Origin of the sequence: Pseudomonas sp. NY11955, from assembly GCF_048068035.1 — a bacterium.
Lineage (GTDB): Bacteria > Pseudomonadota > Gammaproteobacteria > Pseudomonadales > Pseudomonadaceae > Aquipseudomonas.
This window is the reverse complement of the sequence record NZ_JBLUPS010000019.1, coordinates 37,464-61,074: the sequence shown is the minus strand read 5'-3', so window position 1 is coordinate 61,074 and position 23,611 is coordinate 37,464. Positions and strand designations below refer to the sequence as shown.

Here is a 23,611-nt window from a genome sequence, read left to right as displayed (position 1 = left end):
TAGCCCTACAACCCCTCCAACTCCGCCATCAGGTCACTGAGCCGGTCGACCTTGTCATCATCCAGCGCACTGCCCTGTAGCCCCTGCACATACTCAGCCAGCTCCTCCACCGTGCTGCACTCGAACATCGCCCGCAACGGCACATTCAGCTGCAACTGCTTCTGCACCCGCGAGGCGATCTGCGTGGCCAACAGCGAATGCCCGCCCAGCTCGAAGAAGTTGTCATGCACCCCCACCCGCTCGGCATTGAGCACATCGGCCCAGATCCCCGCCAATACCTCCTCCAGCTCGTTGCGCGGCGCCTGATAGGCCTGGCTGTGCTGGCCGCCGATATCGATGGCCGGCAGCGCCTTGCGGTCGAGCTTGCCGTTGGCGTTGTGCGGCAGGCTGTCGAACCAGCCCCAGTGCAGCGGCACCATGTATTCCGGCAACTCGCCTCGTAAACGCTGCTTCAGCTGTTCCAGCAATCCGGCGTCGGCAGTAATGCCTTGATGCGCCACCAAGTAACCCACCAGGTGCTTGCCGTTGACACCCTCCTGCACGCCTACCGCAGCGTCGCGGATTTCCGCCTGCTCGTGCAGGCGAGCTTCGATCTCGCCCAGCTCGATGCGGTAGCCGCGTATCTTCACCTGATGGTCGATGCGCCCCACGTACTCCAGCACACCGTCCGGGCGCTGCCGCGCCAGGTCGCCGGTGCGGTACAGGCGCTCGCCCGGTGCACCGTAAGGGTGAGGGATGAACGCCAGCGCGGTACGCAACGGGTCGCCGACATAGCCGCGACCAACACCCGTGCCGGCCACGCACAGCTCACCCACCGCGCCCAACGGCACCAGCGCCTGGTCCTCGCCGAACAGGTACAAGCGGTTGTTGTCGGTCGGGGTGCCGATCGGCAGGTAACTGCCTTGGGTCGACGCGGCATCGACACGGAAGAACGCCACATCATCGGAGCATTCCGCCGGGCCGTAGGCGTTGACCAGGCCGATCAGCGGGTAGCGCTGCAGCCACTGCGCCGCCAGCTCTGGTGGCATCGCCTCGCCGGTCGGCAGCATCCAGCGCAGCCCGTCCAGGGCCTGGTGATCGCTGGCCAGCATGCCCTGGATCAGCGACGGTACGCTTTCCAGCACGGTAATGCCGGTGGCCTGCACATGCGCCAGCAGCCCTTGCGGGTCGTGGGCGATGGCATTCGGCACGATCTCCACCTTGGCCCCGAACAGCGGCGCGGCAAGGAACTGCCACACCGAAATGTCGAAACTCTGCGAGGCGGTCTGGGCAATCACGTCCTGCTCGCTCAACGCCAGGTACGGCACTTTGCTCAGCTGGTTGTTGAGCATGCCGCGCTGCTCGACCATCACCCCTTTCGGCAGACCAGTGGAGCCTGAGGTGTAGATCACATAGGCAAGGTTACCCGGCCCGCTGTGAATGCCTGGGTTGTGGCTGGCAATCGGGCTGGCCTGGATGTCTTCCCATACCAGCAGCTGTGGCCGTCCCACGGTGTCCAGTTCGGCCAGTAGCTGTCGCCCCTGCTCGGCGCAGGCCGCGCTGCACACCAGTACCGGCGTGCGGCTGAGCTGGATGATGCTTTGCAGGCGCGCCGCTGGCAGGCCCGGGTCCAGCGGCAGGTAGCCGGCGCCGGCCTTGAAGCTGCCAACGATCATGCCCAGCAGCGGCAAGCCGCGTTCAGCCAGCAGGGCCACTGGCTGGTCCACGCTGACGCCGGCAGCCACCAGGGCATGGCCCAGCCGGTTGGCCGCCAGGTTCAGCCCGGCGTAGTCATAGGACGCCTCCAGGCAGCGGGCCACGGTACGCTCAGGATGCGCGGCCACCTGTGCTTCGAACTGGGCGACGTAGCTTTGCTCCAGAGGATAAGCCCGCTCGCTACGGTTGCAGTCTTCCAGCAGGAAGCGCTGTTCATCGTCGCCAAGCAACGGCAGCTCGCCCACCTCTCCATCGAAGCCCTGCACCAGCGCCAGCAGCAGGCGCTTGAATTGCGCCAAAAGGCGCTCGACGGTCGGGTAGTCGAAGTAGCGTTGGTCGAACGACAGATGCAGGCCCAGGTCATCACCTGGGTAGCACACCGCCGTCAGCGGGAAGTTGGTGTGGGTGCGGCCCGAGTCAGAGCTGGCATTCAGGTGCTGGGCGTGGTCGAGCACGGCGGTTTCAACCGGCGCGTTCTCGAACACGAACAGGCTGTCGAACAGCGGCTGGCCCTTGGGCAGTTCGCTGCACGCCTGAATCGCCACCAGCGGTAGGTATTCGTACTCGCGCAGCTCCATGTTGCTTTGCAGCAAACCCTGCAACCACTGGCGCACGCTGCAGCGCTCACCGCCGGCGGGCAGTTGCACACGCAGGGCAACGCTGTTGATGAACAGGCCGACGGTGCGCTGCATCTGCGGCATGCTGACCGGGCGCCCCGCCACGGTCACGCCAAAGGCCACATCGCGGTCGCCGCTATAGCGCGCCAGCACCAGGGCCCACGCCGCCTGGGCGAAGGTATTGACGGTGAGCTGGTGAGCCTGGGCCAATTCGCGCAGGCGCACGCCATCGCTTACCGCCAGGCGGGTATAGCAGTCGCCGACGACCATGCCACTGCCGGCGTGGTCATGCCGTAGCGGGCGATCGCTGGGGATGGCCGTGGCGCGTTCGAAACCGGCCAGGTTGGCCTGCCACCAGGCGCGTGCGTCATCCAGGCCCTGGCGCTGCAGCCAGCCGATGTAATCGCGGTAACGCGGCGGCACCGGCAACTGGGCCTGGCGACCTTCGCCAAGGGCCTGGTAGACCTCGAAGAAGTCGTTCATCAGCAGCGAGCGGCACCAGGCATCGATCAGGATGTGGTGGTTGCTCATCATGAACCAGTAGCGCTCGTCGGCCACACGCACCAGACGCAGGTGGAACGGGGCTTCGCTGAGCAGGGCAAAACCGGCCTCGCGCTCTTGCTTGTGCAGGGCCTGCAGGCGCTGCTCCTGGGCGTCGTCAGCCAGGCCGCGCCAGTCCTGGTAGTCCACCGCCAGGTGGCCCGGCTTGTGGATGATCTGCAGCATCGCCTCGCCGCTGTTCCAGCTGAACGAGGCGCGCAACGCTTCATGGCGCGCCACCACAGCCTGCCAGGCCTGGGCGAAACGCTCAGGGTCAAGGGCGCTGTTGATGCGGTAGCGGTCCTGCATGTAGTAGAGGCCAGTGCCCGGTTCCAGCAGGGTGTGCAGCAACATGCCTTCCTGCATCGGCGTCAGTGGGTAGACATCCTCGATCTGCGCAGCCGGCACCGGCAAGGCGTCGATCTGCGCCTGCGTCAGGTGCGCCAGCGGGAAGTCCGACGGGGTGAAACTACCGTTGCCATCGGCCAGGCAATGGGCGACCAGCGCCAGCAGCTCTTGGCGATAGGCTTCGGCCAAGGTTGCGATGGTGCGCTCGTCGTAGCGCTCGGCACTGAAGGTCCAGCGCAGTTGCAGGGCGCCGCCATACACCTGGCCATCGACGCTCAGCCAGTTGGGCAGTGGCGCATCGAGGTCATGCGCCAGGCCGGTCGGTGCCTCCAGCGGCTGGAACAGCGCCGCGCTGTCGAACTGCTGGTCGAACTGGCCCAGGTAGTTGAAGGTGATACGTGCCTGTGGCAAGGCCGCCATCTGCTCGCGCCCGGCCGAGTCGGCCAGGTAACGCAGTACACCGTAGCCCAAGCCCTTGTGCGGCACCTGGCGCAGTTGCTCCTTGATGCGCTTGATCGAACCGGCGCGCGCCACGTCGTCTTCGCCTGGCAGTGGGCGCAGGCTCAGTGGATAGGCGTTGGTGAACCAGCCGACGCTGCGGGTCAGGTCCATATCTTCGAACAACCCGTCACGGCCGTGGCCTTCGAGTTGCACCAGCACTTCTTCATCGCCACTCCAGCGGCACAAAGCGCGTGCCAGCGCCGTCAGCAGCAAATCGTTGACCTGGGTGTGATAGGCCGCCGGGGCCTGCTGCAGCAGTTGTCGGGTCTGCTCCACGTCCAGGCCGATGGCCAGGGTGCGGGCATGGCGATGCAGGTTGCCCCCCTGCGGATGATCGCACGGCAGTTCGCGGCGCACACCGCCCAGCTGGCCTTGCCACCAGCCCAGTTCGTCGCGCAGCGAATCGCTGCCGGCGTAGCTGGCCAGGCGCGCGGCCCAGTCACCCATGGCGTGGGTCTTGGCCGGCAGCGGCTGGCCACGGTACAGCGCCTGCAGGTCTTCCAGCAGCACCCGCCAGGACACGCCATCGACCACCAGGTGATGGATCGCCAGCAACAGGCGCTGGCCGCCCTGCCCGTCACGCACCAACAAGCCACGCAGCAGCGGACCTTGTTGCAGGTCGAGGCTGCGCTGCAGGTCGGTGTACAGCGTCTGGCAGTCTGCAACGTCGGCGACGGTGGCGCTCCACAGCAGTTGCTCGGCAGCGGGCTGCGCGTACTGAGCCTGCCAACCGCCCTGGGCCTCGCTGAAACGCAGGCGCAGGCTGTCGTGGTGCTGCACCAGCGCAGCCAGTGCCTGTGCCAGTGCGGCTTCGTCCAGCGGCTGACGCGCTTTCAGCAGTACCGCCTGGTTCCAGTGCTGTGGCTGTGGCACTTCGCTGTCGAAGAACCAGTGCTGGATAGGCGTCAGCCCGCTCTGGCCCTGGCGCTGGCCCTGTTCGATGCGGGGGACGGCTTCGCTGTGCTGAACCACAGCCGCCAGGGTCTGGATGGTCTGGTGTTGGAACAGGTCACGCGGGGTGAACTGCAGGCCGGCCTGGCGGGCGCGGCTGACCACCTGAATCGACAGGATCGAGTCGCCGCCCAGTTCGAAGAAGTTGTCCTGCACGCCAACCCGGGCGACGTTGAGCACATCGCGCCAGATCTGCGCCAGTTGCGCCTCCACCGCGTTGCCAGCGGCTTGGTACTGCTGACGTGCCTGCTCCAGGTCCGGCAGCGGCAGCGCACGGCGGTCGAGCTTGCCGTTGCCCATCAGCGGCAGGCTGTCGAGCAGCACCAGGTGTGCAGGCACCATGTAGTCCGGCAGGTGCTGGCGAGCATCGGCTTTCACTGCTTCGCGCAGCAGCTGTTGCGCCTCGCTAGCGGCAGTGGCCTGCTTGCACACCAGATAACCCACCAGTTGCTTGCCTCCCGGCAAGTCCAAGGCCAGCACCACGGCCTCGTCGACATCGGCATGCGCCTGCAGGCGGCTCTCGATTTCGCCCAGCTCGATGCGGAAACCGCGAATCTTCACCTGCTGGTCGGCACGCCCGACGTATTCGACCAGGCCATCGCTGCCCAGGCGCACCAGGTCGCCGGTGCGATACAAGCGGCCCCCTTCGCTGCTGAACGGGTCGGCGACGAAGCGCTCGGCGCTAAGGCCGGGGCGGTCGTGATAGCCCTGGGCCAGGCCGGCACCACCGACATACAACTCGCCAATGCCGCCTTGCGGCAACAAGGCCAAGTCTTCGTCGAGGATGTAGGCTGTACGGCTACCGATGACGCGGCCGATCGGCACACTGCCAAGCTCCGCGGGCAGCGTCTCTGGCGCCAGGCAGGCCAGTGGCATGACCACGGTTTCGGTCGGGCCGTAGGCGTTGAAGAACCGCTGCGGCGCAAAGGCCTGGCGAATACGCTGCAGGTGCTCACCGGTCAGCGCTTCGCCGCCGGTGATCACCAGGCGCACCGGCAGTTGCTCGCCCTGCCCGCCCAGGTACTGCGCCAGCTGGCTACCGTAGCTGGGGGTGAAGCCCAGAATGCTCACCCGCTGCTCACGCACCAACTGGCAGATCTCCTCGGCACCCCACTGGCCCTGGGCACGCAGCACCACGCGGGCACCACACAGCAGCGGCACCCACAGGCGCTCGCTGGCAGCGTCGAAGTTGATCGAATAGAAATGCAGCTCGCAGTCATCGCTGCGCATACCGAATGCGGCGATCACCGCCTGGCAGTGCATGGCGAACTCGCCATGGCTGACCACCACGCCCTTGGGTTTGCCGGTGGAGCCTGAGGTATAGATCAGGTAAGCCTGGTGCTGCGGCAGGTTGAGGTTGTCCAGCGGCGCATCGCTGTAGGCCGACAGGCTGGCGGTGTCTTGCTCCAGGCTCCAGCGCGCCACCCCTTCAGGCAGTTCGCCCAGGGTCTGGAGCAGCTCAGCTTGGCTGATCAGCAGGCCGATACGGCTGTCTTCGATCATGTAGCGCAGGCGATCGAGCGGGTACTCGGGGTCGAGCGGCACGTAGGCACCGCCAGCCTTGAGGATGGCCAGCAGACCGACGACCATTTCCAGCGAGCGCTCCAGCGCCAGCCCCACACGCACCTGCGGGCCGACGCCGCGCTCGCGCAGGGCGCGGGCCAGGCGGTTGGCCTGCTGATCGAGTTCGGCATAGGTCATGTGCTGGCCGGCGAAGGTCAGCGCACCCGCCTGGGGTGTGCGCGCCGCCTGGGCGGCGAACAGGCCGTGCAAGGTCTGGTCCAGCTCGAAATCGTGCTCGCCCTGCAACTGGCCCACCAGCACCTGCTGTTCGGCGCTGCTCAGCATCGGTAGCTCGCACAGGCGCTGTTGCGGGTTGTCGAGCAAGCCAACCAGCAGTTGCTGCCAGTGCTCGGCCATGCGCGCGATGCGCGGCTCGTCGAACAGGTCGCGGCTGTAGGTCAGGCAGCAGCCCAGGCGGCCGTCGAGGTCGGTCACCTCCAGGTACAGGTCGAACTTGGTGGCACTGGCATCGTTGACCAGGTAATCCACCTGCATGCCGGCAAGCAGGCGGCTTTGCTGGAAGGCCCAGCGCTGCACGTTGCACATCACCTGGAACAGCGGGTTGTAGGCGCTGCTGCGCGGCGGCTGCAGGGCCTCGACCAACTGGTCGAACGGCAGGTCCTGGTGCGACTGGCCTTCGATGGCGGCCTGGCGCATTTGCTCCAGCAGCTCGCTGGCGGTCATCTGCCCGTCCAGTTCGCAGCGCAGCACCTGGGTGTTGAGGAAGGCGCCGATCAGGCCTTCGCTTTCCGGGCGGATGCGGTTGGCCACCGGCGCACCGATGCGCAGGTCGCGCTGGCCGCTGTAGCGGTGCAGCAAGGCGGCCAGGGTGGCGGTCATGGTCATGAACAGGGTCAGGCCGCGCTGGCTGTTGAAGGCATGCACGCGGGCGACCAGCGCTGGGTCGAGTTCGAAACGGTACAGCTCGCCGCGGTGGCTCTGCACCGCCGGGCGCGGGCGGTCGGCGGGCAATGCCAACACCGGGTGCTCGTCACCCAGGCGATCCTTCCAGTAAGCCAGCTGGCGAGCGCCCTCGCCGCTCTCCAGCCATTGCCGTTGCCACACGCTGTAGTCCAGGTATTGCACCGGCAACGGCGCCAGTGGCGACTCGCGGTCATCGACGAAGGCCTCGTACAGCTCGCCCAGCTCGCGGGCGAAGATGTCCATGGCCCAGCCTTCGGTGACGATATGGTGCAGGGTCAGCACGAAGAAGTGCTCACGCTCGTCGGCTTTGACCAGGCAGGCGCGCAGCAGCGGACCACGCTCCAGGTCGAACGGCTGATGGGCCTGATCGTCGGCCAGTTGCTGCAAGCGTTGCTGGCGGGCGTCGGCTGACAAGGCGCTGAAGTCTTGCCAGTCGAGGTGCAGGCCGCTGTCATCGGCCACGCACTGGTACGGCACGCCGTCAATGCTGAGGAACGTGGTGCGCAAGGTTTCGTGGCGCACGATCAGCGCCTGCAGCGCCCGCTCGAAGGCGTCCACATGCAACGTACCGCGCAGGCGGGCCATGCCGCCTACGTTGTATGCCGGGCTGTTCGGTTCCATTTGCCAGAGGAACCACATGCGCTGCTGCGAGTACGACAGCGGCACCGCCTGGCGGCGGTCGACCCGGGCGATTTCACCTTGCAGGTTGCGCTCACCGGCGGCGCGAATGCGAGCGATCTCGGTACAGAAGGCACCCAGCTCGCTGGCGTCGAACAGGGCCTTGAGCGGCAATTCGACATCGCAGGCCTGGCGCGTGCGCGAAACGATCTGGGTGGCCAGCAACGAGTGGCCGCCGAGGGCGAAGAAATCGTCCTGCAGGCCGATGCGCGGCAGGTTCAGCACCTCGCGCCAGATGGCCGCAACCTGTTGCTGCAGCTCGGTTTGCGGCTCGACGTGTTCACGCTGCTGCCAGACCGGGGCCGGCAGTGCCTTGCGCTCGACCTTGCCGCTAGGGCCCAGCGGCATCTGCGCCAGCGCGATGAGTTGCGCCGGCACCATGTAGGCGGGCAATTGCTCAGCCAGCACGGCCAGCAAGTCGGAAGGCTGGGCGCTGCCACTGTAATAGCCGACCAGTTGCGCGCCAACGGCGTCCTTGTGAATCAGCACCAGCGCCTGTTCGACCCCCGTTTGCGCCAGCAGGCAGGCCTGCACCTCTTCAGGTTCCACACGGAAGCCACGCACCTTTACCTGCTGGTCGAGGCGGCCGAGGTACTCCAGCGCCTCATGCTGCACCTGCCAGCGCGCGCGGTCGCCGCTGCGGTACAGGCGCTGACCATTGCCGTCGGCCTGGGGCACGAAGCGCTCAGCGGTAAGGCCTGGGCGACCCAGGTAGCCACGGGCCAGCCCTGCACCACCGAGGTAGAGCTCGCCCGGTACGCCGGGCGCAGTCAGTTCAAGCTCATCGTCGAGCACGCGGCACAGCACATTGCCCAGCGGGCGGCCAATCGGCGAGCGCTCGCCGTCCGCCGCCTGGCAGTGCCAATGGGTGACGTTGATGGCAGTTTCGGTCGGGCCATAGCGGTTGTGCAGTTGCACCTGCGGCAGCACTTGCAGCACGCGGTCACGCAGCGCGGCGGACAGCGCTTCGCCGCCCGAGAACAACCGGCGCAAGCTGCTGCAGGCGCCCGCCTGCGGCTCCTGGACGAATACCTGCAACAGCGGCGGCACGAAGTGCAGCGTGGTCACACCATGGGCCTGTACCAGTGCGGCAATGCGCTGCGGGTCGCGGTGTTCGCCCGGCCCGGCAAGCACCAGCTTGCAGCCGGTGATCAATGGCCAGAAGCACTCCCACACCGACACATCGAAGCTGATCGGCGCTTTCTGCATCAGCACGTCGCTGTCGTTCAGGGCGTAGGTAGCCTGCATCCACTGCAAGCGTTCGGCCAGCGCCGCGTGGGTGTTGCCCACGCCCTTGGGCTGGCCGGTGGAGCCGGAGGTGTAGATCACGTAGGCCAGGTTGTCGCCGTGCAGGTGCAGGCCGGGGGCCTGGCTGGGCCAGCTGTCCAGGTGCAACTGGTCGAGGGCAATGGCGCTGACGCCGGCGACCTGCGGCAGTTTGCCCAGCAGGCTGCTGTGGCTCAGCAGCAGGCCGGCGTTGCAGTCGGCCAGCATGTAGGCCAGGCGTTCGGCCGGGTAGTCGACATCCAGCGGCACGTAAGCACCGCCAGCCTTGAGAATGGCCAGCAAACCGACCAGCAACTGCGGCGAGCGCTCGATGGCAATGGCCACGCAGGTGTCGGGACCGACGCCTTTGTCACGCAGGTAGTGGGCCAGGCGGTTGGCTTGCTGGTGCAGCTCGGCGTAGTCCAGGCTGCCACCCTCCCACACCAGGGCGGTGCGCTGCGGGGTAAGGCGGGCCTGCTCATTGAGTTGCTCGACCAGCAAGTGCCGCGGTGCGGCGGCTGGCGCCTGGCCCCAACCCAGCAGCTGTGCACGGGCGGGCTCATCGAGCAATTGCACCTCGCCCAGCGCCCGCTGCGGCATGGCGCACACTTGCTCCAGCAGCGCCAGCAGGTGCTGGGCCAGGCGCTTGACGGTAGTCGCGTCGAACAGCTCGGCGGCATAGTCGAAGGCCAGGCTCAGGCGGCCCTGGTGGTCTTCTTCACTGTGCAGCTGCAAGTCGAACTTGGCTTCGCGGCTGTGCCACGGCAGCTCTTCGGCCAGCAGCCCCGGCAGGCGGCGCAGCGCCGACAGGTCACGTTGCTGGTGGTTGAACATGACCTGGAACAGGCCCTGTTCACGCGCCTCGGGCAGGGCTTCGAGCAGCTGTTCGAACGGCAGGTCCTGGTTGGCCTGGGCTTGCAAAGTGGCCTGGCGTACCTGGGCCAGCAACTGGTTGAACGACTGGCGGCCATCGAACTGCGCGCGCAGCACCTGGGTGTTGATGAAGAAGCCGACCATGCCTTGGGTTTCCAGGCGCGGGCGGTTGGCGTTGGGCACGCCGACGCGAATATCGGCCTGGCCGCTGTAGCGCTGCAGCAGCGCCTGCCAACCGGCCAGCAGGACCATGAACAGGCTAGCCTGCTGCTCGCGGGCCAGGCCCTTGAGCGCGTCGCCGAGCTTGGCGGGCACCTTGAGGTTGAAGCGCGCAGCGCTGTGCTCACGCTGGCTGGCGCGCGAATGGTCGGTGCACAGGTCGAGCACCGGCAGCTCATCACCCAGTTGGGCCTTCCAGTATTGCAATTGCCGTTCGGCTTCACCTTCGGCCAGCCATTGGCGCTGCCAGGTGCCATAGTCGGCGTAACCCAGGGTCAGCGGCGCCAGGTTGGCCTCCAGGCCTTGGCAGCGAGCGGCGTACAGCTTGGCGAATTCGTCGAGCAGAATGTTCAGCGACCAGCCGTCGGCGACGATGTGGTGCAGGGTCACCCACAGCTGATGATCTTCGTCGCCCAGGCGCACCAGCGTTACCCGCAGCAGTGGGCCCTGGGTGAGGTCGAACGGCTGGCGCGCTTCGGCTTCACGCAGCGCAGCCACCTGCTCATGGGCCTGCCCTTCAAGATCTAGGCGTTGGAGCCCGAATGGCTGCGGCGCCAGAACGTGCTGCAGGGCCTGACCGTTCACTTCGCTGAACACGGTGCGCAATGATTCATGGCGCGTCACCAGTGCCTGGAAGGCCGCCTCCAGGGCACTTTCATCCAGCTCGCCACGCAGGTGCAGGCCGGCCGGGATGTTGTAGGCCGCCGATTGTGGTTCCAGTTGCCACAGTAACCACAGACGGTTTTGTGCCAATGACTGGGGCAACGCTTGGGCGCGCTCAAGGGTGGCGATTGGGCCTGCCTGTGCGCCGCCTTCGGCGATGATCGCGGCCACGGCCTTGCTGTAGTCGGCCAGTACCGGCATCTCGAACAGGGTACGCAGGCCAAGATCGATGCCCAGCTCATCGGCCAGGCGCGCAGTGGCCTGGGTAGCGGCGATGGAGTTACCGCCCAGCAACAGGAAGTGGTCGTCTGCCGCCACCGCCTCTACCTTGAGGATGTCGCGCCACACCGCGGCGATACGTGCTTGCAATGGGTCTTCGGCAGCCTCACTGGCAACGGCTTCGCTCACCTGCGGGAAACGGGCATAGCAATCCAGGCTGCCATCGTCCATGCGCAGGCGGCAGGCCGAGCGCTGCAACTTGCCGCTGGACGTCTTCGGCAGCGCACCGGGGTTCAGCAGCAGGACCACGGCTGGGGCCTGGCGGCAGGCGTCGGCGATGACTTGGCGCAGGGTCTTGATCAGGTCCTGAGGCTTGATTGCCTTTTGCACGTTGCGGCTGATCTCCACCGCCACGCCGATGCCCTCCTCGCCCTGATGCTCGACGGCGAACACCGCCACACGGCCTTTGCGCAGCACCTCGACTTCACGCTCAAGGGTTTTTTCCAGGTCCTGCGGGTACAGGTTTTGCCCACGCACGATCAGCATGTCCTTGAGGCGCCCGGTCACGAACACTTCGCCTTCGCGCATGAAACCCAGGTCGCCGGTACGCAGCCAGGTCTGGCCGTCCATTTCGACGAAGGTACGGGCGCTGGCTTCAGGGTTGCGCCAGTAACCCAGGGCGATGCTCGGGCCACCGGCCCAGATTTCACCGACCTGGTTGTCGCCCAGCACCTGCAAGTGCTGCGGCTCGACAATGCGCACCGCATGCCCAGGCTGCGGGTAGCCACAGCTCATCAGCACGCTGCCTTTACCCGGCTCGGCGCGGTTGCCAGCGAAGGCTTCGGCATCCAGCTCCAGTGCAGCGATGCCCTGGCCTCGGCGGCTGCCGCTGACGAACAGGGTGGCTTCGGCCAGGCCATAACTGGCAAAGAAGCTCTGCGGGTCGAAGCCGCAAGCCTGGAACTTGTCGGCGAAGGTCGACAGGCTGTCCTGGCGGATCGGCTCGGAGCCGGAATAGGCCAGCCGCCAGCGGCTCAGGTCGAGCCCGGCCAGCGAGGCCTCGCTGACCCGCTCGCTGCACAGGCGGTAGGCGAAATCCGGGCCGCCGCTGATGGTGCCGCCGTACTCGCTGATGGCTTGCAACCAGCGCAGCGGCCGGGCCAGGAAGTAACCCGGCGACATCAGCACGCAGGGCACACCACTGAAGATCGGCTGCAACAGGCCGCCAATCAGGCCCATGTCGTGGTACAGCGGCAGCCAGCTGACGATCACGTCATCGGGGTTGAGGTCGATGCCAAAGCCACAACGGATCAGTTGCTCGTTGGCCACCAGGTTGCCATGGCTGACCTGCACGCCCTTGGGCAGCGCGGTGGAGCCGGAGGTGTACTGCAGGAAGGCGATGTCATCGCCCTTGAGCGTGGGCGCTTGCCAATTGGCGGCCAATACCGGGTCCAGGCCATCCACGGCCAGCAGCTCGGGCGCGTTGCCCGTTGCCAGCGCCTCCAGGCCTTGCAGGCTGCCGTGCAAGGCCGCCACGGTCAGCAGCAGGCGCGGTTCGGCGTCGGCGATGATCGACAGCAAACGCTCCTGGTGGTGCTGGCGCGCGGATTCCGGCGGGTAGGCCGGCACCGCGATCACGCCCGCATACAGGCAGCCAAAGAACGCCGCGACGTAGTCCGGGCCACTGGGGAACAGCAGCACTGCACGGTCGCCGAAACCGGCACGGGCCTGCAAGGCGGCGGCGATGGTGCGCGCACGCTGGTCGAGGTCCCGGTAGCTGAGCACGGCCTGCTCGCCGGGGGCGTCGGCCAGAAAGCGCAGGGCGATCTTGTCCGGGGTTTGCGCAGCGCGTTGCGCCAGGGCCTGGACCAGCGAGTGCGGGAGTTCGAAGGCGTCCGTCATGGGGTGTTCCTGCCAGTGTCTGTTGGGGCGTGCCGGCTGCTCCGCGAACGTGGGCGGACAGCGAATGGCGGCCGAGGATGTACACAGGGGAACGGATGGGCGGGTGCAGAAATTAGCGGGATTGTGCGGGTGTAGCCGGGGCCAGGGGTGAACGGTTTCACACGACGGCCTTAGAACTGAAAGATACAGATACTAATTACGTTTCGTATTTGACAATCATTATCATTATGAATAGTTTGTCGCACGTCGTAGGAAGCTTCCCAGCCCCGGGTGCCTCCTTTCCCCTCTGTGACAAGGTGATTTCCATGGCGGAACAACTATCCACAAGTAAGTGCGATTCACCATTACTGCAGGCCTTCGTCGACAACCGCAGCATCCTGGTCAAGATCGCTGCCCGCATCACCGGCTGCCGCTCGCGTGCCGAAGATGTGGTGCAGGACGCCTTCTTCCGGCTCAGCGCAGCTCCGCAGATCACTTCGTCGTTCAAGGCGCAGCTCAGCTACCTGTTCCAGATCGTGCGCAACCTGGCGATCGACCACTACCGCAAGCAGGCGATGGAGCTGAAGTATTCCGGCACCGAGGAGGAAGGCCTGAATGTGGTCATCCAGAACGCCTCGCCCGAAGCGACCCATATCAACCTTGCCGCGCTGGACGACATTGCCGAGGCGCTGAACGAGCTGCCGCAGCGTACCCGCTATGCGTTCGAGATGTACCGCCTGCATGGCGTGCCACAGAAAGACATCGCCAAGGAGCTGGGGGTGTCGCCGACACTGGTCAACTTCATGATTCGCGATGCGCTGGTGCACTGCCGCAAGACAGCCAATCGGCAGGCCTGAACCCCTTTGCGACGTCCTGCAGACCTGCCCGGCCCGAGGTAGGAGCAGCCTTGTGCTGCGAAGAGGCCAGACCCGGCACAACACATCGCTTGTTTTGCCGGCCTCTTCGCAGCACAAGGCTGCTCCTACAAGAGACCACCATCCCCTGCAGGAGCTGCCACACCCCTCAAACCAGCTTGCAACGATCGAAGAACCGCTCCCGCCCCAGAATCATCAGCGCCGCGCGCTTGTGCGGGAAGTCGAACTCCTTGTCGCAATGGAAGCACTGGTCGTGCATGTAGCCGATCATCTTGCCGTTGTCCGCGCGCGGCTCGGCCACCACCCGCTGGGTGCGCGGGTCATCCAGGAACAGGTAGTGCACCAGCGCCGATAGCCAGCTGGCCACCTTGTGCGGCCCGCGATGGCTCTCCTCCCCTACCAGCATGTGGATGCCGCGGTCGTAGTCATCGGCCGGGTAGAACGGCGCAATGCGGTCCTCCTTGGCCCAGTACGCCTCGAAGTAGGCAAACGGCTGATCATCGAAGCAGCCAATCAGCGTCAGGGTATGCGGGTCGGCCTCGAGCTTGCTCAGGTACTCATGATGTTGCGCAAGGGTGCCACCTTCCTGCCAGAACGCTTCCACACGCGGGTTGTTCTGCCAGCGGTTGAAGCGCTCCAGGTCGTGTTCGATCTCCAGCGTACGCAGCGACACCCAGCTACCCAGGCGCGCATCGAAGCGCCGATACACTTCGCCACGGGGTTTGGGCGCGCGACGCGGGTGGCGCTTGCCATGGCTGATCTGCATCTGCTGCGGGTACACCGCCGCCATCGACTCACCCAGCCAAGGCTGTGGCAACTGCCAGAACAGCGCCCGCTCGCACAGATACTGGCCGGGCTGCTCAGCCACCAGCAGCAAGCCACTGGCCAGCGCCTGGGGCTGCACCTCGGGCAAATGCCAGACCAGGCGCTGGCATGCCGTGTCGCGGGACAGCAACCAATAGCAGGCTGCCCACAAGGCTTGATAAGGGCGCTCGGGGCACAGCCGATCAAGGTGGACGTGCAGGGTGGCGCCCGCCTCGAGGCGAACCTGAATCAGTGGACGGCCTTCAAGGGTGAGGCTCAGCCAGCTGTCACCCTCCTCGGCACTGAGACTGCGCCAACGTGGCGGTGACTGGGGCTGCGAAGCGGCATCGAACGGCATGGGCTTGACTCACGAAAATGAAGAAAAGGCTCACTGCTGTGAACGTTGCCGCGCTGCGTGAATTTAGTCGCCGGGGGCCGAGACCGTGATGCGGTAGGGCTCGAAGATCCGCGCCAGTTCACCGCTGTTGCGCAGGTCTCGCAGCAGGCCGGCGAACGATTGCTCGCCAATAGGCGCCCCCGGGCGCAGCAAGGCGTAGTGGTGATAGACCTGGTCAATGCGTTGCGAAGGCACCAGCTGCGCCTTGCTCGCCGGGTTGCGTGCGAGGAAATCGCTGAGGTAGGAGCGCGTGACCAGGGCGATATCGGCACGGCCTGCCTGCACCATCAGCAGGTTGCTGTCATGGGAATAGGTCAGGGTCGCGTTGTACGTCTTGCGCAGGTAGCCCGGGTCGGGGTTGAAGTTGGCGAACGCGTAGTGGTAGCCATTGAACAACGCCAGGCGTTTACCGCGCAGGTCATCGAAGTAATGCGGGTCGCTGCCGTTTGCCTGGCGGGCGACGAACACTTCGGCATCCTCCAGGCCCATGTCCACGGTCTGGTGGGCAATTTGCTCCCAGCCCCACTGCGGGTTCTCGAAAATAGCCATGTCGGTGCGGCCTTGCTGGAAGTCACCGAAACGCCGCTGGATGGACGTGGGCACCAGGACAAAGTGATAACCCTGCTGCAAGCGGTTGAGCGCGTCGACCAGTTGCGGCAACAGGCCGGTGTCGGCGCCTTGTTCGGGGCGCACCGTGTAGGGCGGGAAATGCGCCGCGCCAATCTTCACCTCAACAGCATCGCCCGCCCATGCCGGTGCCGCCAACCAGAACACGGCCAGCAGCATCAGGGTGGACAAGGCCTTTTGGCCGGGCGCTGGAGTCAAGACGGACACTCATCACGGTTCATGCCTGGGTTCGCTTAAGCTAGGCGTTTTCCAGGGGCGGCACAACTGCCGGAGCCTGCTCTTTGTGCCAAAGCAGGCGGCAAAATGCCATAGGGTGCCGTATGCCCAGACATTGGCTACGCTCTAGCAGGATCTGCAAGGGAGCCTGGTATGGGCCATTGGTTGGTGATCGACCTGGAAGCCACCACCGACGAGGGTGGGTGGCCGGTCACAGAGATGGAAGTCATTGAAATTGGTGCAAGCCTGGTCACCCGCGAAGGCCGCGAGGTCGACCATTTCCAGCGTTTCGTAAGGCCACGGCGGCGGCCGCAACTGACCCCGTTCTGCCGTGAGCTGACCCATATCAGCCAGATAGACGTGGACAGCGCCGCGCCATTTCGCGAGGTATGGGCAAACTTCGAACGATGGCTCGGGCACCACCGTGGGCAACTTCAGGCCTGGGTCAGCTGGGGCGACTACGACCGCCAGCAGTTGCACCAGGAATGGCAGCAGCATGGGCTCGACAGCCTGCTGCGCACATTGCCTCACATCAACCTGAAGCAACGCTTTGCCAAAGCCCGCCATCTGCAGCGCCCGACCGGCCTGAACGGTGCCCTGCAGCTGGCCGGCATGCACTTTTGCGGGCAGCAGCACCGGGCCCTGGAAGATGCGCGCAACACGGCGCGGCTATTACCCTTGACCCTGCCCGCCAACAGCCCCTGAAAGCAGATGACGAGGCCTGTGGGCTTGGGCATACTGGCCAGCCCTTTTTCATCCCCTTTTCAGGAGTCGCCCATGTTCCAGGTCAACGAGTACTTCAACGGCACCGTCAAGTCGATCGCATTCGCGGGCGAAGAAGGCCCGGCCACTGTCGGCGTCATGGCCCCGGGCGAATACGAGTTCGGCACTGCCAAGCGCGAGATCATGCACGTGGTATCGGGCGCACTGACCGTGAAACTGCCAGGTAGCGACAACTGGGAAACCTTCAATGCCGGCGACAAGTTCAATGTTGCCGCCGACAGCAAGTTCCAGCTGAAGGTGGCGGTGGATACCGCTTACCTGTGCGAGTACCGCGACTAAGCGCCGGCTTGTACCGGCCTCTTCGCGGGTAAACCCGCTCCCACAGGGTGCTGCGCTGCAGTCCTTGTGGGAGCGGGCACGCCCGCGAAGCATCCAGCACTATTTCCCCAGGAAATCAGCAACCTTCTCAGCCGCCGCCTGCATATGTTGCTCATGGCTGAACCCAGAGGCCTTCAACGGCTTCAGGTCATGGTCACCCGCCACTAGCCAGCTCACCTCGATCGCCGGCGACAACGCATACCCTGCCACCGCCTCGCGGTTACCCAGCGCATCTCGCTCGCCCTGCACGATCAACGTCGGGGTTTTCAACGCGGCCAAGTGCTCGACCCGCGGCTTCTCGGGTTTACCCACCGCGTAGAACGGATACCCCAGGCACACCAGCGCGTCCGCGCCCAATTCATCGGCCAGCAAACTGGCCATGCGCCCGCCCATGGACTTGCCACCCACGGCCAACTTTCCCGCGACCAAAGGTCGCACCTGCCGGTACACCTCGCGCCAGCATTCCAGCAACACCTTCTGTGGGTTGGGCGGCCGCTTGCCGCCGCCAACCCTGCGCTCGGCCATGTACGGAAACTCGAAGCGCACTACCGCTACCCCAAGCGCCGCAAGCCTTTGCGCCATTTCGTCCATGAACCCGCTGTCCATCGGCGCACCCGCGCCATGGGCCAGGATCAAACAGCCCTTGTAGCCATCTTTCCCTTCGCCCCGCGCAAGATCGCAGCGCAAGCCTGGGACATTTGCGACCTTCGCCCATTGATCCCCGTCAATACCGGCACTTTGCCCATTAATCATGCTTGCCTCGCTGTAAAGCCTGCCAAATAACCGTGGATGGGAACCCATACATGAACACAACCAGCAGTACCGCCTATAACTACAAGGTGGTCCGCCAATTCGCCATCATGACGGTGGTGTGGGGAATCGTCGGGATGGGGCTCGGCGTCTTCATCGCCGCCCAGCTCGCCTGGCCTTCCCTCAACTTTGACCTCCCCTGGACCAGCTTCGGCCGCCTGCGCCCCCTGCATACCAATGCGGTGATCTTCGCGTTCGGCGGCTGCGCGCTGTTCGCCACCTCCTATTATTCGGTGCAACGCACCTGCCAGACCACCCTGTTCGCACCGGGCCTGGCCGCGTTCACCTTCTGGGGCTGGCAACTGGTGATCGTGCTGGCGGCCATCAGCCTGCCGCTGGGCTACACCAGCTCCAAGGAATACGCCGAGCTGGAATGGCCGATCGACATCCTGATCACCATCGTCTGGGTGGGCTACGCCATCGTGTTCTTCGGCACGCTGATGAAGCGCAACACCAAGCATATCTACGTGGGTAACTGGTTCTTCGGTGCCTTCATCCTCACCGTGGCACTGCTGCACATCGTCAACAACCTGGAACTGCCCGTCAGCCTGACCAAGTCGTACTCGGTCTACGCCGGCGCCACCGACGCCATGGTGCAGTGGTGGTACGGCCACAACGCGGTGGGCTTCTTCCTGACCGCGGGCTTCCTGGGGATGATGTACTACTACGTGCCCAAGCAGGCCGAACGCCCGGTGTATTCCTATCGCCTGTCGATCGTGCACTTCTGGGCGCTGATCACCCTGTACATCTGGGCCGGCCCGCACCACCTGCACTACACCGCGCTGCCCGACTGGGCGCAGTCGCTGGGCATGGTGATGTCGCTGATCCTGCTGGCACCGAGCTGGGGCGGCATGATCAACGGCATGATGACCCTGTCGGGCGCCTGGCACAAACTGCGCAGCGACCCGATCCTGCGCTTCCTGGTCGTTTCGCTGGCGTTCTACGGCATGTCCACCTTCGAAGGCCCGATGATGGCCATCAAGACCGTGAACTCGCTGTCGCACTACACCGACTGGACCATCGGTCACGTGCACGCCGGCGCCCTCGGCTGGGTAGCGATGATCTCGATCGGTGCGCTGTACCACACCATCCCCAAAGTGTTCGGCAAGGAGCGCATGTACAGCCTCGGGCTGATCAACGCGCACTTCTGGCTGGCCACCATCGGCACCGTGCTGTACATCGCCTCGATGTGGGTCAACGGCATCGCCCAGGGCCTGATGTGGCGGGCGGTCAACAGCGACGGCACGCTCACCTACTCGTTCGTCGAAACCCTGGTGGCCAGCCACCCCGGCTTCGTCGTGCGCTTCGTCGGCGGCGCGATCTTCCTCAGCGGCATGTTCCTGATGGCCTGGAACACCTGGCGCACCGTGCGTTCGCCAGCGCTTGACGTCGCCCCTGCGAACGCCCAGTTGGCTTGAGGAGAAACGCCTGATGAAACATGAAGTCATCGAGAAAAACGTCGGCCTGATGGCCCTGCTGATGGTGTTCGCCGTCAGCATCGGCGGCCTGACCCAGATCGTCCCGCTGTTCTTCCAGGACGTCACCAACAAGCCGGTGGAAGGCATGAAGCCCTACACCGCGCTGCAGCTGGAAGGCCGCGATATCTACATCCGCGAAGGCTGCGTGGGCTGCCACTCGCAGATGATCCGCCCGTTCCGCGCCGAAACCGAGCGCTACGGCCACTACTCGGTGGCCGGTGAAAGCGTATGGGACCACCCGTTCCTGTGGGGCTCCAAGCGCACCGGGCCAGACCTGGCCCGGGTCGGCGGGCGCTACTCGGACGACTGGCACCGTGCGCACCTGTACAACCCGCGCAACGTGGTGCCGGAGTCGAAGATGCCGTCGTACCCGTGGCTGGTCGCCCAGCAGGTCGACAACAGCCATACCGACGTCAAGATGCGCACCTTGCGCACCTTGGGCGTGCCGTACACCGACGACGACATTGCCGGTGCCCGCGACGCGGTCAAGGGCAAGACCGAGATGGATGCGCTGGTCGCCTACCTGCAGGTGCTCGGCACCGCGATCAAGAACAAGAGGTGAGTGCGATGGAAATGGATATCGGCATGATCCGCGGCCTGGGCACCCTGGTGGTGATGATCGCCTTCATTGGCCTCTCGCTGTGGGTTTTCAACCGCCGCCGTGACCGTGATTTCGCCGAAGCGCGCCTGCTGCCCTTCGTCGACGACCGCCTGCCCCCTGCCGGACAGGAACCTGCTGCAAAAAGGAGTAACGGGCAATGACCACCTTCTGGAGTACGTATATCAGCGTACTGACCATCGGTAGCCTGATTGGCCTGACCTGGTTGCTGCTCGCCACCCGCAAGGGCGAGAGCAAGAACACCACCGATCAGACCATGGGCCACAGCTTCGACGGCATCGAGGAATACGACAACCCGCTGCCCAAGTGGTGGTTCTGGTTGTTCGTCGGCACCCTGGTGTTCTCGGTTGGCTACCTGATCCTCTACCCAGGCCTGGGCAACTGGAAAGGCATCCTGCCGGGCTATGAAAATGGCTGGACCGGGGCGAATGAATGGCAGAAGGAAATGGACAGGGCCGATGCCAAATTCGGGCCGATCTTTGCCAAGTACGCCGCCATGCCCGTGGAAGAAGTGGCCAAGGACCCACAGGCGCTGAAGATGGGCAGCCGCCTGTTCGCATCCAACTGCTCGGTGTGCCACGGCTCGGACGCCAAGGGCGCCTACGGCTTCCCCAACCTCACCGACAAGGATTGGCGCTGGGGCGGCGAACCGGAGACCATCAAGGCTTCGATCATGAACGGCCGCCATGGCGTGATGCCGGCCTGGGCTGAAGTGATCGGCGAGCAAGGCGTGGCCGATGTGGCAGCGTTCGTGCTGACCAACCTCGATGACCGCACCCTGCCGGAAGGGATCAAGGCCGACGCGGCCAAGGGCAAGGAGATCTTCGCCGGTAACTGCGTGGCCTGCCACGGGCCTGAAGGCAAGGGCACCCCAGCCATGGGCGCGCCCGACCTGACTCACCCGCAGGCGTTCATCTATGGGTCGAGCTTTGCCCAGCTGCAACAGACCATTCGTTATGGTCGCCAGGGGCAGATGCCGGCGCAGGCCGAGATCCAGGGCAATGACAAAGTGCACCTGCTGGCGGCTTACGTGTATAGCCTGTCGCAGGAGGGTGCTGCTGAAACTGTGACTGCCAAGTGAGTTCGCCGAGAGAGGTTCGGCGTCTGTGAGATCGAGCGCCGCCCGCGCGGCGCATCGCGAGCGAAGCTCGCTCCTACATTTGTTTCGGGCCAGTTAGTCCTGTGGGATTTGCGCGCGAACGCTTTGGTACATGGCTCGATATCACGTCGTACCAACAAGGCGGGCGCGCGCGTTGGCGCTGGCGTTACTGGCCCGAAACAAATGTAGGAGCGAGCTTCGCTCGCGATGCGCCGCGCGGGCGGCGCTCGATATCCGCCCCACCACAACACTCAAGCCCCCCTCCCGCTCCACCCCCTCCCTTGCACCCCCTCCGAACAGAACTAAGCTTGTTGCCTCAGTGGGCTTCGCGCCGAAAGGACCGAAGCAGACGCGGCGCATAGCCTGTCGCCGCCCCGAAAAAGCTTGACCGTTCGATCAGAAAAAGATGAAAAACGGTACACATTACAAATATTTATTTGTGTACAATCGTCCAGACCCGATCACTGCGGGACATCAGTGAACGGGCTCGGACACGGGTCGGCGTACCAAAGTTGCGTTGCGGTAACCGTGCTGGTTATCAATACTGGCGCCGATTTTTCGACCAACAAGAACATCAAAACCGTGGAACCTTAGAATGAGCACAGCAATCAGTCCGACTGCTTATAACTATAAGGTCGTCCGCCAGTTCGCCATCATGACGGTGGTCTGGGGGATCCTTGGCATGGGCCTCGGCGTCTTCATCGCCTCGCAGCTGGTATGGCCGCAACTGAACCTGGACCTGCCCTGGACCAGCTTCGGCCGCCTGCGCCCGCTGCACACCAACCTGGTGATCTTCGCCTTCGGGGGCTGTGCGCTGTTCGGCACCAGCTACTACGTGGTGCAGCGCACCTGCCAGACCCGGCTGATCTCCGACAGCATGGCCGCCTTCACCTTCTGGGGTTGGCAGGCAGTGATCGTCGGCGCGCTGATCACCCTGCCGATGGGCTACACCACCACCAAGGAATACGCCGAGCTCGAGTGGCCGCTGGCGATCCTGCTGGCCATCGTCTGGGTGACCTACGGTTTGGTGTTCTTCGGCACCATCGTCAAGCGCAAGACCAAGCACATCTATGTCGGCAACTGGTTCTACGGCGCCTTCATCGTGGTGACCGCGATGCTGCACATCGTCAACCACATCTCGCTGCCGGTGAGCCTGTTCAAGTCGTACTCGGCCTACTCCGGCGCCACCGACGCGATGATCCAGTGGTGGTATGGCCACAACGCCGTGGGCTTCTTCCTCACCACCGGTTTCCTGGGGATGATGTACTACTTCGTGCCCAAGCAAGCCGAACGGCCTATCTACTCGTATCGCCTGTCGATCGTGCACTTCTGGGCGCTGATCACCCTGTACATCTGGGCCGGCCCGCACCACCTGCACTACACCGCCCTGCCTGACTGGGCGCAGTCGCTGGGCATGGTGATGTCGATCATCCTCCTGGCACCAAGCTGGGGCGGCATGATCAACGGCATGATGACCCTGTCCGGTGCCTGGCACAAACTGCGCACCGACCCGATCCTGCGCTTCCTGGTCGTTTCGCTGGCGTTCTACGGCATGTCCACCTTCGAAGGCCCGATGATGGCCATCAAGACCGTGAACTCGCTGTCGCACTACACCGACTGGACCATCGGCCACGTCCACGCCGGCGCCCTCGGCTGGGTGGCAATGATTTCGATCGGCGCCGTGTACCACATGATCCCGAAACTCTACGGCCGCGAGCAGATGCACAGCATCGGCCTGATCAACGCGCACTTCTGGCTGGCCACCATCGGTACCGTGCTGTACATCGCCTCGATGTGGGTCAACGGCATCACCCAAGGCCTGATGTGGCGCGCCATCAACGATGACGGCACCCTCACCTACTCCTTCGTCGAAGCCCTGCAGGCCAGCCACCCTGGCTATATCGTCCGCGCCCTGGGCGGTGCGTTCTTCGCCAGCGGCATGCTGCTGATGGCCTACAACGTGTTCCGTACCGTGCGTGCCGCCAACCCGGCACAGGCTGAGGAAGCCGCCAAGATCGTCGTTGTGGGAGCGCACTGATGAAGCATGAAGCCGTCGAGAAGAACATAGGCCTGCTGGCCTTCTTCATGGTCATCGCCGTGAGCGTCGGTGGCCTGACCCAGATCGTCCCGCTGTTTTTCCAGGACGTTACCAACAAACCGGTGGAAGGCATGAAGCCGCGCACCGCGCTGGAAGTGGAAGGCCGCGACATTTACATCCGCGAAGGCTGCGTAGGCTGCCACTCGCAGATGATTCGCCCGTTCCGCGCAGAAACCGAGCGCTACGGCCACTACTCGGTGGCCGGCGAGAGCGTGTGGGACCACCCGTTCCTGTGGGGCTCCAAGCGCACCGGGCCGGACCTGGCCCGCGTCGGTGGCCGCTACTCCGATGACTGGCACCGTGCGCACTTGTACAACCCGCGCAACGTAGTACCGGAATCGAAGATGCCATCCTACCCGTGGCTGGTCGAGAACAAGCTCGACGGCAAGGACACCGCGAAAAAGCTGGAAGTGCTGCGCACACTCGGTACCCCGTACACCGACGCCGACATTGCTGGCGCACGTGACGCGGTCAAGGGCAAGACCGAAATGGACGCCATCGTCGCGTACCTGCAGGGTCTTGGCACCATCATCAAGAGCAAACGGTGAC

Annotated in this window: 13 protein-coding genes; 9 read left to right on the top strand and 4 right to left on the bottom strand. The window is 64.8% G+C overall.

The window, feature by feature from the left end:
• Nucleotides 1-5: 5 nt before the first annotated feature.
• Nucleotides 6-12,959, bottom strand: coding sequence for a non-ribosomal peptide synthetase (locus tag ACNFBR_RS25775; RefSeq protein ID WP_416737344.1), 12,954 nt, complete (start codon nt 12,957-12,959; stop codon nt 6-8).
• A gap of 305 nt (nt 12,960-13,264) precedes the next feature.
• On the opposite strand from ACNFBR_RS25775, the gene ACNFBR_RS25770 reads away from it, so the two are divergent.
• Nucleotides 13,265-13,795 carry an RNA polymerase factor sigma-70 gene (locus ACNFBR_RS25770; protein ID WP_012273397.1) on the top strand — a complete coding sequence of 177 codons (531 nt, stop codon included), beginning with the start codon at nt 13,265-13,267 and terminating at the stop codon, nt 13,793-13,795.
• A gap of 166 nt (nt 13,796-13,961) precedes the next feature.
• On the opposite strand, the gene ACNFBR_RS25765 is transcribed toward ACNFBR_RS25770, so the two are convergent.
• The gene (locus tag ACNFBR_RS25765; protein ID WP_416737343.1) at nt 13,962-14,975 is read right to left on the bottom strand and encodes a GNAT family N-acetyltransferase; all 1,014 of its coding nucleotides are present in this window, start codon (nt 14,973-14,975) and stop codon (nt 13,962-13,964) included.
• Nucleotides 14,976-15,038: 63 nt separating this feature from the next.
• A complete protein-coding gene (locus ACNFBR_RS25760; RefSeq protein ID WP_416737379.1) occupies nt 15,039-15,839 on the bottom strand; it encodes a substrate-binding periplasmic protein in 801 nt (266 codons plus the stop codon).
• 171 nt (nt 15,840-16,010) lie between these two features.
• On the opposite strand from ACNFBR_RS25760, the gene ACNFBR_RS25755 reads away from it, so the two are divergent.
• Together ACNFBR_RS25755 and ACNFBR_RS25750 are read left to right on the top strand one after the other, a co-directional pair.
• Nucleotides 16,011-16,562: an exonuclease domain-containing protein gene (locus ACNFBR_RS25755; protein ID WP_416737342.1), complete on the top strand. Its 552-nt coding sequence runs from the start codon at nt 16,011-16,013 to the stop codon at nt 16,560-16,562.
• A 72-nt stretch (nt 16,563-16,634) separates the two neighbouring features.
• Nucleotides 16,635-16,919, top strand: a complete 285-nt coding sequence (locus tag ACNFBR_RS25750) for a pyrimidine/purine nucleoside phosphorylase (RefSeq protein ID WP_033699336.1) — start codon at nt 16,635-16,637, stop codon at nt 16,917-16,919.
• A 99-nt stretch (nt 16,920-17,018) separates the two neighbouring features.
• Here the strand turns inward: ACNFBR_RS25750 and ACNFBR_RS25745 are convergent, their stop codons facing one another.
• Nucleotides 17,019-17,711, bottom strand: a complete 693-nt coding sequence (locus ACNFBR_RS25745) for an alpha/beta family hydrolase (protein WP_416737341.1) — start codon at nt 17,709-17,711, stop codon at nt 17,019-17,021.
• A 50-nt stretch (nt 17,712-17,761) separates the two neighbouring features.
• Here ACNFBR_RS25745 and ccoN (ACNFBR_RS25740) point away from each other — a divergent pair, with 50 nt between their 5' ends.
• The 6 genes from ccoN (ACNFBR_RS25740) to ccoO (ACNFBR_RS25715) all read left to right on the top strand — a co-directional run bounded on the left by ccoN (ACNFBR_RS25740) (nt 17,762) and on the right by ccoO (ACNFBR_RS25715) (nt 23,610).
• On the top strand, nt 17,762-19,186 hold the full coding sequence (ccoN, locus tag ACNFBR_RS25740) for a cytochrome-c oxidase, cbb3-type subunit I (protein WP_416737340.1): 1,425 nt from the start codon (nt 17,762-17,764) through the stop codon (nt 19,184-19,186).
• Between the two features lie 13 nt (nt 19,187-19,199).
• Complete coding sequence (gene ccoO, locus ACNFBR_RS25735) at nt 19,200-19,808, top strand: cytochrome-c oxidase, cbb3-type subunit II (protein WP_264360190.1); 609 nt, start codon at nt 19,200-19,202, stop codon at nt 19,806-19,808.
• Between the two features lie 5 nt (nt 19,809-19,813).
• Complete coding sequence (locus ACNFBR_RS25730; protein ID WP_336335866.1) at nt 19,814-20,008, top strand: CcoQ/FixQ family Cbb3-type cytochrome c oxidase assembly chaperone; 195 nt, start codon at nt 19,814-19,816, stop codon at nt 20,006-20,008.
• On the top strand, nt 20,005-20,946 hold the full coding sequence (ccoP, locus tag ACNFBR_RS25725) for a cytochrome-c oxidase, cbb3-type subunit III (RefSeq protein ID WP_416737339.1): 942 nt from the start codon (nt 20,005-20,007) through the stop codon (nt 20,944-20,946). Before ACNFBR_RS25730 ends, ccoP begins: the two co-directional genes overlap by 4 nt.
• A gap of 613 nt (nt 20,947-21,559) precedes the next feature.
• The gene (gene ccoN / locus ACNFBR_RS25720) at nt 21,560-23,002 is read left to right on the top strand and encodes a cytochrome-c oxidase, cbb3-type subunit I (RefSeq protein WP_003254284.1); all 1,443 of its coding nucleotides are present in this window, start codon (nt 21,560-21,562) and stop codon (nt 23,000-23,002) included.
• Nucleotides 23,002-23,610, top strand: coding sequence for a cytochrome-c oxidase, cbb3-type subunit II (ccoO, locus tag ACNFBR_RS25715; RefSeq protein ID WP_016488340.1), 609 nt, complete (start codon nt 23,002-23,004; stop codon nt 23,608-23,610). Before ccoN (ACNFBR_RS25720) ends, ccoO (ACNFBR_RS25715) begins: the two co-directional genes overlap by 1 nt.
• The last annotated feature ends 1 nt before the right edge of the window (nt 23,611 follow it).

What these genes read in the sequence shown, in the direction of transcription:
- ccoN (WP_416737340.1), top strand. Translation starts at nt 17,762, where the DNA reads ATGAACACAACCAGCAGTACCGCCTATAACTACAAGGTGGTCCGCCAA.
- ACNFBR_RS25765 (WP_416737343.1), bottom strand. Translation starts at nt 14,975, where the DNA reads ATGCCGTTCGATGCCGCTTCGCAGCCCCAGTCACCGCCACGTTGGCGC.
- ccoP (WP_416737339.1), top strand. Translation starts at nt 20,005, where the DNA reads ATGACCACCTTCTGGAGTACGTATATCAGCGTACTGACCATCGGTAGC.
- ccoO (WP_264360190.1), top strand. Translation starts at nt 19,200, where the DNA reads ATGAAACATGAAGTCATCGAGAAAAACGTCGGCCTGATGGCCCTGCTG.
- ccoN (WP_003254284.1), top strand. Translation starts at nt 21,560, where the DNA reads ATGAGCACAGCAATCAGTCCGACTGCTTATAACTATAAGGTCGTCCGC.
- ACNFBR_RS25770 (WP_012273397.1), top strand. Translation starts at nt 13,265, where the DNA reads ATGGCGGAACAACTATCCACAAGTAAGTGCGATTCACCATTACTGCAG.
- ACNFBR_RS25775 (WP_416737344.1), bottom strand. Translation starts at nt 12,959, where the DNA reads ATGACGGACGCCTTCGAACTCCCGCACTCGCTGGTCCAGGCCCTGGCG.
- ACNFBR_RS25755 (WP_416737342.1), top strand. Translation starts at nt 16,011, where the DNA reads ATGGGCCATTGGTTGGTGATCGACCTGGAAGCCACCACCGACGAGGGT.
- ACNFBR_RS25745 (WP_416737341.1), bottom strand. Translation starts at nt 17,711, where the DNA reads ATGATTAATGGGCAAAGTGCCGGTATTGACGGGGATCAATGGGCGAAG.
- ccoO (WP_016488340.1), top strand. Translation starts at nt 23,002, where the DNA reads ATGAAGCATGAAGCCGTCGAGAAGAACATAGGCCTGCTGGCCTTCTTC.
- ACNFBR_RS25730 (WP_336335866.1), top strand. Translation starts at nt 19,814, where the DNA reads ATGGAAATGGATATCGGCATGATCCGCGGCCTGGGCACCCTGGTGGTG.
- ACNFBR_RS25750 (WP_033699336.1), top strand. Translation starts at nt 16,635, where the DNA reads ATGTTCCAGGTCAACGAGTACTTCAACGGCACCGTCAAGTCGATCGCA.